This is a genomic window from Pseudomonas sp. NPDC087346 (genome assembly GCF_044744235.1).
Lineage (GTDB): Bacteria > Pseudomonadota > Gammaproteobacteria > Pseudomonadales > Pseudomonadaceae > Aquipseudomonas.
On the sequence record NZ_JBIUXX010000068.1, the window covers coordinates 10,498 to 27,418 of the forward strand.

The 16,921-nt window shown below is 59.8% G+C and carries 16 protein-coding genes; 5 read left to right on the forward strand and 11 right to left on the reverse strand.

Features of this window, described 5'->3' with window-relative positions:
* The coding region (locus ACIOZM_RS27125) for a hypothetical protein (RefSeq protein ID WP_401219629.1) at positions 1-50 on the reverse strand (50 nt) is incomplete at its 3' end.
* Positions 51-217: 167 nt separating this feature from the next.
* Between ACIOZM_RS27125 and ACIOZM_RS27130 the strand changes: the two genes are divergently transcribed.
* The 3 genes from ACIOZM_RS27130 (at position 218) to ACIOZM_RS27140 (ending at position 2,097) form a co-directional block, all read left to right on the forward strand.
* Positions 218-493, forward strand: a complete 276-nt coding sequence (locus tag ACIOZM_RS27130; protein WP_401219589.1) for a polyhydroxyalkanoic acid system family protein — start codon at positions 218-220, stop codon at positions 491-493.
* 241 nt (positions 494-734) lie between these two features.
* Positions 735-1,157, forward strand: coding sequence for a phasin family protein (locus ACIOZM_RS27135; RefSeq protein WP_401219591.1), 423 nt, complete (start codon positions 735-737; stop codon positions 1,155-1,157).
* Positions 1,158-1,167: 10 nt separating this feature from the next.
* Positions 1,168-2,097 carry a phasin family protein gene (locus ACIOZM_RS27140; RefSeq protein WP_401219594.1) on the forward strand — a complete coding sequence of 310 codons (930 nt, stop codon included), beginning with the start codon at positions 1,168-1,170 and terminating at the stop codon, positions 2,095-2,097.
* A 205-nt stretch (positions 2,098-2,302) separates the two neighbouring features.
* Here the strand turns inward: ACIOZM_RS27140 and ACIOZM_RS27145 are convergent, their stop codons facing one another.
* The 10 genes from ACIOZM_RS27145 to ACIOZM_RS27190 form a co-directional block, all read right to left on the reverse strand.
* Positions 2,303-2,923 (reverse strand): TetR/AcrR family transcriptional regulator, encoded by a 621-nt coding sequence (locus tag ACIOZM_RS27145; RefSeq protein WP_401219597.1) that lies wholly within the window; start codon positions 2,921-2,923, stop codon positions 2,303-2,305.
* 30 nt (positions 2,924-2,953) lie between these two features.
* On the reverse strand, positions 2,954-4,636 hold the full coding sequence (phaC, locus tag ACIOZM_RS27150) for a class II poly(R)-hydroxyalkanoic acid synthase (RefSeq protein ID WP_401219600.1): 1,683 nt from the start codon (positions 4,634-4,636) through the stop codon (positions 2,954-2,956).
* 141 nt (positions 4,637-4,777) lie between these two features.
* On the reverse strand, positions 4,778-5,632 hold the full coding sequence (gene phaZ, locus ACIOZM_RS27155) for a poly(3-hydroxyalkanoate) depolymerase (protein ID WP_016984597.1): 855 nt from the start codon (positions 5,630-5,632) through the stop codon (positions 4,778-4,780).
* 152 nt (positions 5,633-5,784) lie between these two features.
* Complete coding sequence (gene phaC / locus ACIOZM_RS27160) at positions 5,785-7,464, reverse strand: class II poly(R)-hydroxyalkanoic acid synthase (RefSeq protein ID WP_401219602.1); 1,680 nt, start codon at positions 7,462-7,464, stop codon at positions 5,785-5,787.
* Positions 7,465-7,720: 256 nt separating this feature from the next.
* Complete coding sequence (locus tag ACIOZM_RS27165; protein WP_401219605.1) at positions 7,721-8,098, reverse strand: gamma-butyrobetaine hydroxylase-like domain-containing protein; 378 nt, start codon at positions 8,096-8,098, stop codon at positions 7,721-7,723.
* Between the two features lie 126 nt (positions 8,099-8,224).
* Positions 8,225-9,562, reverse strand: coding sequence for an ATP-dependent protease ATPase subunit HslU (gene hslU / locus ACIOZM_RS27170; RefSeq protein ID WP_401219608.1), 1,338 nt, complete (start codon positions 9,560-9,562; stop codon positions 8,225-8,227).
* 48 nt (positions 9,563-9,610) lie between these two features.
* Positions 9,611-10,147 carry an ATP-dependent protease subunit HslV gene (gene hslV / locus ACIOZM_RS27175; RefSeq protein ID WP_401219611.1) on the reverse strand — a complete coding sequence of 179 codons (537 nt, stop codon included), beginning with the start codon at positions 10,145-10,147 and terminating at the stop codon, positions 9,611-9,613.
* Between the two features lie 286 nt (positions 10,148-10,433).
* A complete protein-coding gene (locus ACIOZM_RS27180; protein ID WP_401219613.1) occupies positions 10,434-11,141 on the reverse strand; it encodes an SPOR domain-containing protein in 708 nt (235 codons plus the stop codon).
* 1 nt (position 11,142) lies between these two features.
* Positions 11,143-12,879: an arginine--tRNA ligase gene (gene argS, locus ACIOZM_RS27185; protein ID WP_401219616.1), complete on the reverse strand. Its 1,737-nt coding sequence runs from the start codon at positions 12,877-12,879 to the stop codon at positions 11,143-11,145.
* Positions 12,880-13,089: 210 nt separating this feature from the next.
* Entirely contained in the window at positions 13,090-15,309 is a 2,220-nt protein-coding gene (locus ACIOZM_RS27190) for a primosomal protein N' (protein ID WP_401219618.1), read from the reverse strand.
* A gap of 287 nt (positions 15,310-15,596) precedes the next feature.
* On the opposite strand from ACIOZM_RS27190, the gene rpmE reads away from it, so the two are divergent.
* Together rpmE and ACIOZM_RS27200 are read left to right on the forward strand one after the other, a co-directional pair.
* Positions 15,597-15,827, forward strand: a complete 231-nt coding sequence (rpmE, locus tag ACIOZM_RS27195) for a 50S ribosomal protein L31 (protein ID WP_401219621.1) — start codon at positions 15,597-15,599, stop codon at positions 15,825-15,827.
* A gap of 14 nt (positions 15,828-15,841) precedes the next feature.
* Complete coding sequence (locus ACIOZM_RS27200) at positions 15,842-16,642, forward strand: thermonuclease family protein (protein ID WP_401219623.1); 801 nt, start codon at positions 15,842-15,844, stop codon at positions 16,640-16,642.
* Positions 16,643-16,921 lie beyond the last annotated feature (279 nt).

Below are 16,921 nucleotides of genomic sequence, written 5' to 3' on the forward strand. Positions count from 1 at the left end.
CCGAAGTGAGTGGTGGGTTCGGCATCGCTGCCTTTGCGCTGATCAGTCATATCGCTGTCACCAAAAGAGAATGCGCGACATTCTAATCCCCAAGCCATGCTTTGTCTTGGAGTGGCTAAAGGTAAGATGGATCACCGACGGGACGTTTTGCCGCAGCAGCGGTCAAGATTTACCGAACAAGCATCCACATCTGTATTGAAAAATCAGGAGTCAATCAATGGCCCGTATTAGTGTTGAACGTGCCCACAGCCTGGGCAAGGAAGCCGCCCGCGAGAAAGCCGACAAGCTCGCGCAGAAACTCTCCGATCAATACGGCCTGGAGCCGCAATGGGCGGGCGACGTGCTGAACCTCAAGCGCTCGGGCGTCAAAGGCGCAGTGCATGTCGGCGACGATTCGATCCGCGTCGATGTGGAACTGGGCCTGATGATGTCGGCCATGAGCGGCATGATCAAAGCCGAGATCGAGAAGGCACTGGACAAAGCGCTGGTCTGATTTCCTGTTGCAATCACATCCCCTGTGGGAGCCAGCCTGCTGGCGATAGCATCCTGTCAGCAGTCTTTCTGTTGCTGACACACCGCAATCGCCAGCAGGCTGACTCCCACATTTGTTTCGTGGTGCACCTGCTGTTTATGTCAGTTGTTAGGGTGCCGTTTCTAATTTTTCTGCCTACTTTGTGCCTGAGCCCGACAAACCTGCGGGCAGTTCCTCAAACCTTCTGCGCGTGAGGTGCACCATGGCCAAAGTTATTTTGAAGAAAAAAATCGACGCTTCGACTTCTGCTCTGAGCGACGTCAAATCCTATGCCCGCAAGATCTGGCTGGCAGGTCTGGGTGCCTACGCCAAGGTCGGCAGCGAGGGCAGCGAGTACTTTCAGGAGTTGATCAAGGCTGGTCAAACTGTTGAAAAGAAAGGCAAAAAAGTCGTCGCTGAAAAACTCGAAGCGGCCAACGCCGAGATCGATGAAGCCAAGGATGAAGTGACCTCTTTCAAAGGTCGCGTCGAAGTTCAACTCGACAAGGTCGAGAAGGCGTTCGACTCCCGTGTTGCAAGCGCCTTGAATCGTATCGGCATTCCGTCTAAACATGACGTTGAGACACTCTCTGCTAAGCTCGATGAGCTGACGGCATTGCTCGAACGCGTCGCGCGTAAATCTTAAGGAGAACGGGATGGCTGGTAAAAAGAACACCGATAAAGAAGGCAGCTCGTGGATCGGGAAAGTCGAAGACTACTCCCGCAAAATCTGGCTGGCTGGTTTAGGCGTGTACTCGAAGATCGACACTGACGGCAGCAAGCTCTTCGATACATTGGTCAAAGACGGCGAGAAAGCCGAGAAGCTCACCAAGTCTGCAGTCGGCAAGAAAGTCGATGCCGCCAAGGACTCCGCTTCTTCGGCCAAGTCGCGCATCAGCGGCGTGAAAGATCGCGCACTGGGCAAGTGGGACGAGCTGGAAGGGGCTTTCGACAAGCGCCTGAACAGCGCGATTTCACGCTTGGGTGTACCGAGCCGCAATGAAGTCAAAGCTCTGCACAGCAAGGTCGAAACCCTGACCAAGCAGATCGAAAAACTCACCGGTCTGAAAACTCAGCCTGTGGCGAAAACTGCAGCGGCAAAACCGGCAGCGAAAACTGCTGCGGCTAAACCAGCGGCGAAAACCGCTGCCAAGCCATTGGTTAAAGCTGCTGCAAAACCGGCAGCCAAAGCCGCCGCCAAGCCAGCAGCGAAAACTGCCGCGGCTAAACCAGCAGCAAAAGCAGCAGCCAAACCGGTTGCCGCCAAAGCCGCTGCAAAACCAGCGGCCAAGCCTGCTGCCAAAGCTGCGGCAAAACCGGCTGCAAAACCAGCCGCCAAACCAGCAGCGAAAACCGCTGCCGCGAAACCGGCCGCCAAGCCAGCAGCAAAACCTGCTGCCGCGAAGAAGCCCGCAGTGAAAAAACCGGCCGCGCCGAAAGCCGCAGCACCGAAACCGGCAGTGGCTGCGGCCAAGCCTGCCACCCCGGCAACCCCGGCCAGCACGTCGAACTCCGCCGCTGCCCCGACTCCGGTTGCTACCCCGACTGTTGCATCGACCCCGTCGACACCAACCAGTCAGTCCTGATTTTTCAGGGCAAAACAAAACGCCCGGCCTGTGAAGGTCGGGCGTTTTTGTTTGTGTAGATGATCTCAAAACCACTGCGAAACCCTTGTGGGAGCTAGCCTGCTAGCGATAAAGGACTCACATTCGGCATTTGTGTGGATTGACTTAATGCCATCGCTAGCAGGCTAGCTCCCACAGGGTAAGGATGTTAGTTAGGCGGATTTGGTTAATCGTGGTCTTCGAGATATTGCAGGGCCATTCGCTCGGTCGCCACTTTTACCGACGGCAACAGATGCGGCGCCACGAGCATCATGATCTGGTAAACCACCAATCTGACTTCACCCTCGCGATCAAGAATCCGCTGGTAGTCCAGTGAAAACAGCAAAGTCATGGTCACTTGCTCCACCAGTTGCCCCAACGCCTGAGTGTCACTGACCAGTTGCCCCGCCGCCTTCAGCCGCGCCAGCAATGACGCCAGCGTGCGCTTCAATGCGTTGAGCAGATTGCGAATCCCTTTCGCCAGTTTCGGCAGACGTCCAGCCAGGTTCGACAGGTCTTGGAACAGGAACCGATACTGCGCCAGCCGCTCGACGATCAGGTGCAAAAACAGCCAGTAATCCTCCGGTGCCAGTTCGACATCCGACGGCGGATCGAGCAGCGGTGCCAGCTCATTCTGAAAGCGCTCGAACAAGCCGAGAATCAACGGCTCCTTGCCGTGGAAGTGGTAGTAGAGATTGCCCGGGCTGATCCCCATTTCATTGGCAACTTCCATGGTGGAGACGTTCGGCTCGCCCTTTTCGTTGAACAATTGCAGGGCACATTCGAGTATCCGGTCGCGGGTTTTCATCCAGTCTTCTTAGAAAGATTCGGTTAAGCGTCAGCGCACTCGCACGTAGGTGCCGGGTGCTGCCTCCATCGGTGGATAATTCGGATTGCCGAGGGTCATCAGGGTTTCGCGCTGGGCGCCGGAGCGTTGCTGAATCCATTCCAGCCACTGTGGCCACCAACTGCCGTCGACGTGCTTGGCGTCGTAGTACCAGGCACGCGGATCGCTGCTCATCTTGCCGTTCTCGACGTAAGCGGCTTTCGGGTTGCTTGGCGGGTTGAGGATGCTCTGCACATGGCCGCTGTTGGACAGCACGAAGCGCCGCTCGCCACCCAGCAGCAGGGTCGAGCGATACACCGCATCCCACGGCGTGATGTGGTCGTTCATCCCGGCCACGCTGAAGCTGTCGACCGTGACCTTTTGCAGGTCGATCGGCGTGCCGCAGACTTCCAGGCCACCGGGGTGGGTCAGCGGGTTGTGCTTGAAGAAGTCCAGCAGGTCGCCGTGAAACGCCGCAGGCAGGCGAGTGTTGTCGTTGTTCCAGTAGAGGATGTCGAAGGCTGGCGGCTCTTTGCCCAACAGGTAATTGTTGACGAAGTAGCTCCAGATCAAATCGTTGGGACGCATCCAGGCGAAGACCTTGGCCATGTCACGACCGTCCAGTACGCCCTTCTGATACGAGCGCCGCTTGGCCGCTTCGAGGGTCTGTTCATCGGCAAACAGTGTGGCTGCAGTGTCTATCTGGCTATCGAGCAGGCTGACCAGATAAGTCGCGCTGGAGATGCGCCGCAGTTGTCGTTTCGCCTGCAAGTGACCTTGCAGCGCGGCGATGGTCAACCCGCCAGCACATGCGCCCATCAGGTTGACCTCGCGGGCGCCGGTAATCGCCCGGCAGATGTTCATCGCTTCTTCCACCGCCTCGACATAGGTCGAGAGGCCCCATTCGCGATGGCGCACATCCGGATTGCGCCAACTGATCATGAAGGTTTGCAAGCCGTTCTTCAGGGCGTACTGGACGAAGCTGTTGTGCGGGCTGAGATCGAAAATGTAGTACTTGTTGATTTGCGGCGGCACCACCAACAGCGGCTTGGCGTACTGCTTTTCGCTCATCGGCTTGTACTGGATCAGCTCCAGCATTTCGTTGCGAAACACCACCGAGCCGGTGGTGGTGGCGACGGTCTTGCCGACCTCGAAAGCCTGTTTGGTGACCTGCCGTGGCAGGCCATCGTTGTGCAGCAGATCATCGAACAGATGACTGAGGCCACGCACCAGACTATTGCCGCCGGAGTTGAACAGCTCCTTGATCGCCAGCGGATTGAGCAGGGTGTTGGAGGGTGCCACGGCGTCGTTGAGCAGGGTGAAGGCGAAGTGCGCGCGAGCGCGATCTTCCGGGCTCATGTCGCTTTCGTCGATCCAGCTTTTGACCTGTTTCTGCCAGGCCAGATAGGCCTGCAGACTGCGTCGATAGAAAGGGTTGAGGCTCCACGCCGGATCGGCGAAGCGACTGTCCTGCGGATTGGTCGGGTGCAGGGTCTCGCCCAGCAGCACACGGCCGAGCTGGCCGCCCAGTCGCAATGCATGTTTCGCACTGTGAATCGGGTTGCGCAGGCCATGGGCGGCCACACTGCGCAGGGTCGAGAGCAGATCGCGCCCACGCAGACCGGTGATCGCACTTTGTGCGTTGATGAACACGGCGGGGCTGGGCACCACGCCCGTCGCTGGTTTGTCGCGCATGACTCAACACTCCTTCGTCTTCAGGCCAAAAACAAACTCACCGAACCAGAACACCATAGACGCTGTTACGGGTTGCTGCCTGCGTGGCGTCCTGCCACGCACTGTCTCTACAAAAGCACTGCATAAAGCCTGCCGCAGCGCTTAACCGCCCAGCGGTGTCGGATGCGGGTGCATCACTGCGCGCTGCCGTTCTTCTTGGAGGAATTTCATGATGATCGGCGCCACCGCTTCGGCGCGGGTGATCAGGAACAGATGGCCGTCATCGATGATGTGCAACTGTGCGTTGGGAATGCGCCAGGCGAGCATGCGCATGTTGATCAGCGGGATCAGCGGATCGTCGTCGCCGGCCAGCACCAGCGTCGGCTGATGGATCTTGTGCAGCCAGTGAATGCTGGTCCAGCCCAGCCCGGCGAACAGTTGCCAGTAGTAGCCGAGCTTGCCCGCCGAGCGCACTTTCGCCGCATGGCTGGCCGCCAGTGTCGGGTCGCGGCGGAACGAACCGCCATAGATCAGCGGCGCGATGCGGATTACGTGGGATGGCTGAATGTAGCGCCGGGGACTGGCCATCATCCACAGCACTTTCGGTTTGCCCGGCACCATCACCGCACCGGCAGCGGTCGCCGCCAGCACCAGTTTCTTGCAACGCTCGGGGTAGTCGTAGGCGAACTGCTGTGCCAGCGCGCCACCCCACGACACGCCGATCACGTTGACCTGACCGTAGTCGAGATAGTCGAGCATCCGCGACGTCAGTTTCGCCAGACCGGGAAAGCGATAGGGACGATTGGGCGTCGAGGAACCACCGACACCGGGCACGTCGAAGGCGATCACTTCCAGATCCGGGTCCAATGCCGCGACGAACGGAAACACCAGCTCCAGGTTGGCGCCGATGCCGTTGAAAATCAGCAAGGGCGTCAAGTGAGGCTTGCCGGGGCGGACCGCCGTGCGGATGGTCTGGCCATCCAGATCGACGGTACGGAATATGAACGGTTGCGGCATGCGTCAGGCCCTGTGGGTCACAATTTCTATGTTCCACCTCGAACCCTGTGGGAGCGGGCTTGCCCGCGATGAGGGTGGCACTTTCAACAGATGTGTTGACTGGTACACCGCAATCGCGGGCAAGCCCGCTCCCACAGTTTTTCAGGTGTCAGTTACCGCTCGTGTACGTACGTGCCCGGTGACAATTCGCCTGCCGGGAATGCCTTGTTGCCCAGTTTCACCGGGGCCTTTTTCAGTTCGCCCGAGCGCTCGGCCTGCCACGCCTGCCAGTGCAGCCACCAGGAATCGGTGTGCTTGGTCGAGTTCTCTTGCCATTCATCAGCATTGGCGGCCATGCCTTCGCTGGTCATGTAACGGGATTTCGGGTTGCCCGGCGGGTTCAGAATGCTCTGGATATGCCCGCTGCTCGACAACACGAACTCGACTTTGCCGCCGAACAACTGCGCCGACTTGTAGCAGGACTTCCACGGAGTGATGTGGTCGTTGGTACCGGCCAGCGAAAAGATGTCGGCGGTGACCTGCTTGAGATCGATCGGTGTGCCGCACACTTCCAGTGCATTGGCGCGGATCAGTGGGTTGTTTTTGAACATCTCGATCAGGTCACCGTGGAACGCGGCTGGCAACCTTGTGGTGTCGTTGTTCCAGAACAGGATGTCGAACACCGGCGGCTCGTTGCCGAGCAGGTAGTTGTTGACCCAGTAGTTCCAGATCAAATCGTTCGGGCGCATCCACGCGAAGACCTTGGCCATGTCTTTGCCTTCGAGCACGCCGGCCTGATACGAATGGCGTTTGGCGGTCTCCAGCGTCTGCTCATCGACAAACAGCGCGACGTCGCTGTCCAGCGTGGTATCGAGCACGCTGACCAGCAGGGTCAGGGCATTGACCTTGTTCTCGCCGATGGCGGCGTAGTGGCCGAGCAGGGCGGTGCAGGTGATGCCGCCGGAGCAGGCGCCAAGCATGTTGATGTCTTTGCTGCCAGTGATCGCAGTGACCACGTCGACCGCTTCCTTCAGCGCGTCGATGTAAGTCGACAGACCCCACTCGCGCTGAGCCTTGGTCGGGTTGCGCCAGCTGACGATAAACGTCTGCACATTGTTGCGCAGGCAGAAGCGCGCCAGGCTCTTGTCCGGGCTGAGGTCGAAAACGTAGAACTTGTTGATCTGTGGCGGCACCACCAGCAACGGACGCTCGTGGACTTGCTCGGTGATCGGCTTGTACTGGATCAGCTCCAGCACGTCGTTGCGAAACACCACCGCGCCTTCGGTCACGCCCAGGCTCTTGCCGACCTCGAACGCGCCCATGTTGACCTGGCTCGGCATGCCGCCGTTGTGTACCAGATCCTTGGCCAGATGCGAGAGACCGTCGAGCAGGCTTTTGCCGCCGGTCTCGAAGAAGCGTTTGACTGCCGCAGGGTTGGCCGCCGTATTGGTCGGGGCCATGGCTTCGGTCATCAGGTTGATCACGAAGTGGCCGCGCGCGATGTCTTTGGGCGAGAGGCTGCTGTCGTCGATCCAGGAATGGAGTTCCTTGCGCCACGCCAGATAAGTTTGCAGATAACGTTTGTAGAGCGGGTTCTGGCTCCACGCCGGATCGGCGAAGCGACGGTCATCGCTGGCCGGTTGCAGTTCGGATTTGCCGAACAGCACGTTCTTCAGTTCGAGGCCGAAATGGGTGACGTGCTTGACGCTATGGATCGGTTGTTTGATGGCCTGCGACAGCACCATACGAGCAGAGGCCAGCAGATCCTTTCCGCGCAGCCCAACGACGGGATTAAGCCCCAGGGTGTTTTCCGAGGCTTGGTACTTCAGGTCATCGTTATTCTTGTTACTCATCTACGACGCTCCATTGTCCTGAGACGAGTACCCGGTTCCTGCTGTGCAGTCACACAGCCAAGGTCAGGTACTTCTGCTCGGGTGACCGTTAATTCTGCATAGCTGCTTTACAGTCGTAGAGCACTGCAGGGAACTTGCCAGCTCCATTGGTTACCCGAGTTTAATTTTTTTCGCAAGCAGCCGATCCTCGGCCACACAGCAGAGCATTCAAACAGATGAATTTAGAAAATGCCCTCTAAAGAGCACGACCCTCGGGCTAGAGCATCAGCTTGACGATGGACTGATCCGGATCGCGGGTTTTTCCGGCGGCTTTGAGCTCGGCAAGATAATCCGCCCAGAGTGCGTCAAATCGTCGCCCCAGCTCATAAAGGTAATCCCAGGTGAACAGTCCGCTGTCGTGACCGTCGTCGAAGGTCAATTTCAGTGCGTACTGACCGGCCGGTTCTACTTTGCTGAGACCAACGTTGAGCTTGCCGTATTGCAGGATCGGTTTGCCGTGGCCCTGGACCTCGGCGGAAGGGGAATGCACGCGCAGGAATTCTGCGGGCAGGGTGTATTCCTCGTCAGACGCATATTTGAGCGTCAGGGTTTTCGAGGCTTTGTGCAGTTTGATGTCGGTAGGAATTGAGGTCATTGGAGGTCGTCCGACTGTATGAAACCCCTGTAGGAGCTGCCGCAGGCTGCGATCTTTTGATCTTGATTCTGAAAAACAAAGTCAAAAGATCGCAGCCTGCGGCAGCTCCTACATGGAGAAGGTGACCTACAGGATATAACGGGACAGGTCTTCGTTCTCCGCCAATTCGCCGAGGTGGCTGTTGACGTAGGCAGCGTCGATCAGAATCGCCTTGTCGTCATGCGCGCTGGCCAGATCGCCGGCACTGAAAGACACCTCTTCCAGCAGACGCTCAAGCAGCGTGTGCAGGCGGCGGGCACCGATGTTTTCGGTCTTCTCGTTGACCTGCCAGGCGATCTCGGCGATGCGCTTGATCCCGTCTGGCTGGAACTCGATGTTCAGGCCTTCGGTTTTCAGCAGTGCGCAATATTGCTCGGTGAGCGAGGCATGCGGTTCGCTGAGGATGCGCTCGAAGTCTTCCGGGGTCAGGGCCTTGAGTTCGACGCGGATCGGCAGACGACCTTGCAGCTCCGGCACCAGATCGCTCGGCTTGCTCAGGTGGAACGCACCGGAAGCGATGAACAGGATGTGGTCGGTCTTGACCATGCCCAGCTTGGTGTTGACGGTGCAGCCTTCGATCAGCGGCAGCAGGTCACGCTGTACGCCTTCACGGGATACGTCGACGCCACCGGAGTTGCCGCGTTTGGCGACCTTGTCGATCTCGTCGATGAACACGATGCCGTGTTGCTCGACCGCTTCCAGAGCCTTGGCCTTCAACTCTTCTTCGTTGACCAGACGCCCGGCCTCTTCGTCACGCACCAGTTTCAGCGCTTCCTTGACCTTGAGCTTGTGGGCTTTCTTCTTGCCCTTGCCCATGTTGGCAAACAGGCTCTGCAACTGGTTGGTCATTTCTTCCATGCCCGGTGGCGCGGAGATATCGACGCCGGCCATTTCGGCGACTTCGATTTCGATCTCCTTGTCATCCAGCTGACCTTCGCGCAGACGCTTGCGGAACAGCTGACGGGTGTTGGAATCCTGGCTCGGCGCTTCGTCGTTGTTGAAACCCATGCGCGCAGGCGGCAGCAAGGCGTCGAGGATGCGATCTTCGGCGGCGTCTTCGGCGCGATGGCGAACGCGGGTCATTTCCTGTTCGCGGAACAGTTTGATCGCAGCGTCGGCCAGATCACGAATGATCGACTCGACGTCACGGCCGACGTAGCCGACTTCGGTGAACTTGGTCGCTTCGACCTTGATGAACGGCGCGTTGGCGAGTTTTGCCAGGCGACGGGCGATTTCGGTTTTACCGACACCGGTCGGGCCGATCATCAGAATATTCTTCGGGGTCACTTCAACGCGCAGCTCTTCAGGCAGCTGCATGCGGCGCCAGCGGTTGCGCAAGGCAATCGCGACGGCGCGCTTGGCATCGTCCTGGCCGATGATGTGGCGGTTGAGTTCGTGGACGATTTCGCGGGGAGTCATGGACATAATGGTTGACGGTCCTCAAGCAGAAAAAAGCCGTGGCACAGGGCCGTATCAGGCTTCTTCAGCGAGATCCTGCTCCTCAATGGTCTGGGTGTGGTTGGTGAATACACAGATGTCGGCGGCGATACCGAGGGCTGTTTCGACGATTTCCCGAGCCGACAGATCGGTCTTTTTCAGCAGGGCGCTGGCCGCTGCCTGAGCGTAGCCGCCGCCGGAACCCATGGCGATCAGGCCGTTTTCCGGTTCGACCACGTCACCGTTGCCGGTGATGATCAGCGAGGCGTCTTTGTTGGCGACGGCGAGCATGGCTTCGAGGCGGCTGAGCGAGCGGTCGGTACGCCATTCTTTGGCGAGTTCGACAGCGGCGCGGACCAGGTGACCCTGATGTTTTTCCAGCTGGCCTTCGAAACGTTCGAAGAGGGTAAAGGCGTCGGCGGTGGCACCGGCAAAACCGGCGATGACCTGACCGTGGTACAGGCGACGAACTTTTTTCGCGTTGCCTTTCATCACGGTGTTGCCGAGAGAAACCTGGCCGTCGCCGCCCATGACGACTTTGCCGTGGCGGCGAACTGAAACGATGGTGGTCAAGGGAAGAGTCTCCACGCAGCGGGGCGAAAATGCCTTATGCCCATTCATATGGGGGTGGTGGAGAGGATTTCAACCGGCAAGCGCGGCGGGAGACGAATGGTGTGTGATGACTGTGGCGAGGGGATTTATCCCCGTTCGGCTGCGCAGCAGTCGTGAAACCACCGTTTGCGCTGTTTCTGACGTGCCGCAATTGCAGGTTTCAGGGCCGCTTCGCGACCCAACGGGGATAAATCCCCTCACCACAGGATTGCCGCTCACTTCTGAAGAGTGAGCGGCTCGAGGAGAATCAGCGGCTTTGGCGTTGTTGTAACAACAGGTTGCTGAAGCCGCTGCCGGCCAGTTGTTTCTGGGCGGTGGTCAGTTGTTCGCGGTTGCTGAACGGGCCGACCAGCACCCGGTACCAGGTTTCATCCTTGACCGTGCCTGATTCAACCGCCACCGCTTGACCGAGCAGAATGATCTGCGCGCGTACTTTGTCCGCATCCGCCTCTTTGCGGAACGAACCGGCCTGGAGGAAGAACTTGGTCACTGGTGCGGCTTTCGCCACTGGAGGTGCTGGCGGCGGAGTAATGCCCGACAGCGCAGCCTGAGCCCGCGCGGTGTCGATCTTCGCCGCCTCAGCCGGGGTGACCGGCGTCGTTGGCACTTGCGGCGTCGGCAGGGTTTTCTCCGGCACGGCGTCCGGCGGCACGATCACTTCCGATTCTGGCAGCAGGGTGTAGAAGTCGTACTTCGGCTTCACCGGTTGCGTCGGGCTCGGCGGGGTCTTGTTGGCCTCGGCGATTTTCGACGCTTTCTGCTGCTGCGCTTGTTCGATCTTTTCACGCTTGACCGTGTCGCTGCCCTTACCCGGCTCCAGCTTCATCAAGAACACAATGAACGCGCCGACCGTCAGGCCGATGGCCATCCACAGCCAACCCGGGATCGGTTGCTTCGCAGGAGCTTGGTAACGGCTGGCGCCACGCTTGGGTGCAGGTTTTTTCTTGGCAGCCAACTTACATTTGCTCCAGAACTTTCAGGCCGAGCAATTCCAGGCCTTGTTTAAGGGTGCGACGTGTCAGCTCGGTCAGACGCAAACGGCTCTGCATCTGGGCCGGGGTGTCGGCGGCGAGGATCGGGCAGTTCTCGTAGAAGCTGGAGAACAGGCTGGCCAGGTCGTACAGGTAAGTGCAAAGAATATGCGGCGTGCCTTTTTCTGCCACACCGTTCAGCACTTCACCGAACTGAGCCAGTTTGGCGCCCAGTTCCTGCTCAAGCTCGGCTTCCAGCACGATCTGGCCCTGAACTTCGCTGAAGTCCTTGCCCAGTTTGCGGAACACACCGGCAGCGCGGGTGTAAGCGTAGAGCAGGTAAGGCGCGGTGTTGCCTTCGAAGTTCAGCATCAGGTCGAAGTTGAAGCTGTAGTCGCTGGCGCGGTGCTTGGACAGGTCGGCGTATTTCACCGAGTCGATGCCCACCACTTTGGCGATGTTGCGCAGGTCGGCTTCAGCCAGATCAGGATTCTTTTCCTTCACCAGGTTATAGGCGCGTTCCTGCGCTTCGGTCAGCAGGTCGATCAGCTTTACGGTGCCGCCATCACGGGTCTTGAATGGACGGCCATCGGCGCCGTTCATGGTGCCGAAGCCCATGTGTTCCATTTCCATCGGATGGGTCACGAAGCCGGCCTTGCGCGCCACGGCGAACACTTGCTGGAAGTGCAGGGCCTGACGCTGGTCGACGAAGTACAGCGCGCGATCAGCTTGCAGTTTGCCGCTGCGATAACGCACGGCTGCCAGGTCAGTGGTGGCGTAGAGGTAGCCGCCGTCAGCCTTGACGATGATTACCGGCAGCGGGTCGCCGTCGGCGTTCTTGAATTCGTCGAGGAACACGCACTGGGCGCCGTTGCTTTCGACCAGCATGCCGGCAGCTTTCAGGTCGTTGACCACATTGATCAGGTCGTCGTTGTAGGCGCTTTCGCCCATCACGTCGGCCATGGTCAGTTTGACGTTGAGCAGTTCGTAGATCTTCTGGCAGTGCGACAGCGAGATGTCCTTGAACTTGGTCCACAGCGCCAGGCAGTCGGCGTCGCCGGCCTGCAGCTTGACCACCAGACCACGGGCGCGGTCGGCAAATTCTTCGGATTCGTCGAAACGCTGCTTGGCGGCGCGGTAGAAGTTTTCCAGATCGGACAGCTCGTCGCTGGTGATCGGATTTTCCTGCAAATACGCCATCAGCATGCCGAACTGGGTGCCCCAGTCGCCCACGTGGTTCTGACGGATCACTTCGTCGCCGAGGAATTCGAGTACGCGAGCCACACCGTCGCCGATGATGGTCGAACGCAAGTGGCCGACGTGCATCTCTTTGGCCAGGTTCGGCGCCGACAGGTCGATCACGGTGCGCTGCACCGGGCCAGCCTTGCGCACGCCGATATGCTCGTCGGCCAGTGCCGCGTCGAGACGGCTGGCCAGCGCCTGGGTGTTCTGGAAGAAGTTGATAAAGCCCGGGCCGGCGATTTCGGCCTTGGTGACGTTCTCGTCGGCTGGCAGCGCGGCGATGATTTTTTCCGCCAGATCGCGCGGCTTCATGCCCGCAGGCTTGGCCAGCATCATGGCGATGTTGCTGGCGAAATCGCCGTGAGTCTTGTCACGCGCGTTTTCCACCTGGATCGCCGGCGACAGGCCTTCAGGCAACACACCTTCGTTGACGAGTTGGGTGATGGCTTGTTGGATCAGCTGGCGAATGGTGTCTTTCATGGTCTTCTCTTTCGACCGCAAGCGCGGCGGCGCATCGATGCGCGGGTGGAAAAACTGGGCATTATCCGTTGCGAAGACGGGCTTGCCAACCTTAGCAGGCAGGTTATGGATATGTGGTGACAATTCGTCAGCCATCGCTGGCAAGCCAGCTCCCACATGAGCGGCGTAAACCCTGTGGGAGCTGGCTTGCCAGCGATAGCAATCTTCAAATCAGTACAGGTCGACGGGATCAACATCCAGCGACCAGCGCACCGCCCGCCCGCTCGGCATCTGCTCCAGCACCAGCAACCAGCTCGCCAGCAACCGATGCAGCGGCGCCCGGGCCGTGGCTTGCAGCAACAACTGCGCACGATAGCGCCCGGCACGTCGCTCCATCGGTGCCGGTACCGGCCCGAGCAATTCGATACCGCTCAGATTCTGCTCGGCCAGCAAACGCTCAGCCTCGCTGCACGCCTCATCGAGAAAACCTTCGGCCTGCCCCGGTTTGTGCGCTTCGGCGCGCAGCAGCGCCAGATGGGCGAACGGCGGCAGTCCGGCGGCGCGGCGCTCGCTCAGGGCTTGCTCGGCGAAGGCGAAATAACCCTGTTCGGTCAATTGCACCAATAAAGGATGGTCGGCCAGATGCGTCTGAATGATCACCTTGCCCGGCTCTTCCGCCCGTCCGGCGCGGCCGGCGACCTGGACGATCAGCTGCGCCATGCGCTCGCTGGCGCGGAAGTCGCCGGAGAACAGCCCGCCGTCGGCATCGAGGATCGACACCAGCGTCACTCGCGGAAAGTGGTGACCCTTGGCCAACATCTGTGTGCCGACCAGAATGCACGGCTCGCCCTTTTGAATGGTGGCGAACAGCTTATTCATCGCGTCCTTGCGCGACGTGCTGTCGCGGTCGACCCGCAGCACCGGGTAATCCGGAAACAGAATCGACAGGCGTTCCTCGGCACGTTCAGTGCCGGCGCCTACCGGACGCAGATCGACCTTGTTGCACTTCGGGCACTGGCGCGGCACGCGTTCGACGTAGCCGCAATGGTGGCAGCGCAACTCGCCATGCCGCTGGTGCACGGTCATCCGCGCATCGCAGCGCGAACACTCGGACATCCAGCCGCAATCGTGACAGAGCAGGGTCGGCGCAAAACCACGGCGGTTGAGGAACACCAGAACCTGCTGGCCATTGGCGAGGGTCTGGCCTATGGCTTGCTGCATCGGCCCGGAAATGCCGCTGTCCAGTGGACGGCTTTTCACGTCCAGGCGCAGGAAGCGCGGTTGCTTGGCGCCACCCGCGCGCTCGTTCAGGCGCAGCAGGCCATAACGGCCGGTGTAAGCGTTGTGCAGGCTTTCCAGCGATGGCGTCGCCGAGCCGAGGACAATCGGGATGTTTTCCTGTCGTGCCCGCACCAACGCCAGATCACGGGCGTGATAGCGCAGGCCTTCCTGCTGTTTATAAGATCCGTCGTGCTCTTCGTCGATGATGATCAGCCCGGGGTTTTTCATCGGGGTGAACAGCGCCGAACGGGTACCGATAATAATGTCGGCCTCGCCGTCGCGGGCGGCGAGCCAGGCGTCGAGGCGTTCGCGGTCGTTGACCGCCGAGTGCAGCAGGGCGATGCGCGCATTGAAGCGCTGCTCGAAGCGCGCCAGAGTTTGCGGCCCGAGGTTGATCTCGGGAATCAGCACCAGCGCCTGCTTGCCGGCCTCAAGGGTTTCGCGGATCAACTGCAAATAGACTTCGGTCTTGCCGCTGCCGGTGACACCCGCCAGCAAGAACGCGTGATAACTGTCGAAACCTGCGCGGATCGCTTCATACGCGGCGCGTTGTTCGGCGTTCAGTGGCAGTTCCGGCTGCGCCAGCCAGTGTTCGTGGCGCACGCCCGGCGCATGGCGGCGGATTTCCACTTGCACCAGATCTTTTGCCAGCAGCAGATCGAGGCTGTCTTTGCTCAGCATCAGTTTGCTCAGCAACTGATGGGGCACACCGTGCGGATGCTGGGCCAGCGTCGCCAAGGCTTCACGCTGACGCGGTGCGCGGGCGACGCGCGGGTCATCGAGGCTGGCGCCGGGTGCGATCGACCAGAAGCGTTCCTGACGGGCTTCGGCCAGTTCGCCTTGGCGCAGTAATACCGGCAGCGCCCAGCTCAAGGTGTCGCCGAGGCTGTGCTGGTAATACTGGGAAGTCCACAGGCACAGTTTGAACAGCGCTGGCGGTAGTGGTGGGGTTGCGTCGAGCAGGGCCAGTGCCGGCTTGAGCTTCTCTACCGGTACTTCGCTGGTGTCGGTGACTTCGACCAGTATCCCGATCATCTCCCGACGGCCGAACGGCACCCGCAAGCGCATGCCCGGCTGCAACTGGGAGCGCAGCACGCCGGCCGGCGCCCGATAGTCGAACAGGCGGCGCAGGGGCGAAGGCAAGGCGAGGCGCAGAATGGCGTCGGGCACGCGGGGGGATCTCGATCAACAGAATAAGGGCTGGCAAATACCTGTGTAGGAGTGAGCCTGCTCGCGATAGCGGTGTGTCATTGGGAATTTATGCCGCTGACACACCGCTATCGCGAGCAGGCTCACTCCTACAGGCAGGGATCGCGCAATGGGTCGGGAGCCTAGCAGACGACCGGTTTGAGGGACAGCTTGCGCGATTGACATTGTCTGGTAGAATCCGCGGCCTAATTACGTGCGGTATTCAACAATAGTGTTGGGTGGCGGCACGCTAGCCTGAGGAATTCATCATGAAAGCTGATATCCATCCAGAATACCCAGTCATCGCTGTTACCTGCAGCTGTGGCAACAAGTTCGAAACCCGTTCGACTTTCGGCAAAGCTCTGCCAATCGACGTGTGCAACGAATGCCACCCGTTCTACACCGGTAAGCAAAAGACGCTGGACACTGGCGGCCGCGTTCAGCGCTTCGCAGACCGTTTCGGTGCTTTCGGCAAGAAACCTGCTGCTGCTGCAGAGTAAGGTTGAAAGGCCCGATGGGCTTTTCCTCGTTGCTGAAAAAGGCGTCCCTCGCGGGCGCCTTTTTTGTGTCCGCGATTTGGCTGTCCGGCGCTCAGGCGTTCTGTCCGGCGCCTGTCGGGCTGAGCAGCGTCGCGGTGCAACGCGTGGTCGATGGCGACACCTTGCGCCTGAGCGACGGGCGCAGTGTGCGGATGATCGGCCTCAATACCCCGGAACTGGGCAGGCAGGGTCGTAGCGACGAACCGTTCGCGGTTGCTGCGCGCAAGCGCCTGGAAGCACTGGTGGCCGACAGCGGCGGCCGCGTCGGCATTCAGCCGGGCAAGCAAGCCACAGATCATTACGGGCGTACGCTGGCGCATGTCTACAGCGCCAGCGGGGCCAATCTCGAAGCGCAAATGCTCGCCGACGGCCTGGGTTTTCAGGTTGCGGTCGCGCCCAATGTCGATCTTGTCGCCTGCCAGCAAGCCGCTGAGCGCGATGCGCGGCAGGCGGGTCGCGGCGTCTGGCGCCAGTCGCCTGTACTGAAAGCGCAGCAGATCAGCGCTTCCGGTTTTACCGTGGTCAGTGGGCGTGTGAGCAAGGTTCAACGCAATCGTGGTGGAATCTGGATCGAGTTGCAGGACTCGCTTGTACTGCGTGTTGCACCCAATCTGCTTGGGCAATTCGACAGCGCCCGACTTCAGACGCTGAAGGGCAGGCAGATCGAGGCTCGCGGTTGGATCGTCGACCGTTCGCGACGTGGTGGATTGAAACCGGGCCAGCCACGCTGGTTGTTGCCACTGACTGATCCGTCGATGCTGCAAAGCGCTCGCTGAAGAAAAAATTGTAGACATTTTTTCTATCGATTGTGAACAGTCTAGCCCTTGTGCGCCGTGGCTCTTGGCCCAAAGTCGTAGGACAGGGCGCTTGACAGGGGTGACCGCTCAGTCTTGTGGGGACTTTGCGAGGCGCGTATCCTCGCTGACCAGTCTGTCCAACAGTAAAAATCGGAATGCCAAAATGTCTGTTATGAATACTGCCGCTCTCGAATATCATGACAATCCTCGTCCTGGGAAGCTGAGTGTCGTGCTGACCTAGGCCAGTGCTGCCGCTCG

Bases quoted from the DNA above. Each gene is read 5' to 3' on its own strand.
- argS (WP_401219616.1), bottom strand. From the start codon at position 12,879: ATGAAAGACACCATTCGCCAGCTGATCCAACAAGCCATCACCCAACTC.
- phaZ (WP_016984597.1), bottom strand. From the start codon at position 5,632: ATGCCGCAACCGTTCATATTCCGTACCGTCGATCTGGATGGCCAGACC.
- ACIOZM_RS27145 (WP_401219597.1), bottom strand. From the start codon at position 2,923: ATGAAAACCCGCGACCGGATACTCGAATGTGCCCTGCAATTGTTCAAC.
- ACIOZM_RS27140 (WP_401219594.1), top strand. From the start codon at position 1,168: ATGGCTGGTAAAAAGAACACCGATAAAGAAGGCAGCTCGTGGATCGGG.
- hslU (WP_401219608.1), bottom strand. From the start codon at position 9,562: ATGTCCATGACTCCCCGCGAAATCGTCCACGAACTCAACCGCCACATC.
- ACIOZM_RS27165 (WP_401219605.1), bottom strand. From the start codon at position 8,098: ATGACCTCAATTCCTACCGACATCAAACTGCACAAAGCCTCGAAAACC.
- ACIOZM_RS27200 (WP_401219623.1), top strand. From the start codon at position 15,842: ATGGGCTTTTCCTCGTTGCTGAAAAAGGCGTCCCTCGCGGGCGCCTTT.
- phaC (WP_401219602.1), bottom strand. From the start codon at position 7,464: ATGAGTAACAAGAATAACGATGACCTGAAGTACCAAGCCTCGGAAAAC.
- ACIOZM_RS27135 (WP_401219591.1), top strand. From the start codon at position 735: ATGGCCAAAGTTATTTTGAAGAAAAAAATCGACGCTTCGACTTCTGCT.
- ACIOZM_RS27130 (WP_401219589.1), top strand. From the start codon at position 218: ATGGCCCGTATTAGTGTTGAACGTGCCCACAGCCTGGGCAAGGAAGCC.
- rpmE (WP_401219621.1), top strand. From the start codon at position 15,597: ATGAAAGCTGATATCCATCCAGAATACCCAGTCATCGCTGTTACCTGC.
- phaC (WP_401219600.1), bottom strand. From the start codon at position 4,636: ATGCGCGACAAACCAGCGACGGGCGTGGTGCCCAGCCCCGCCGTGTTC.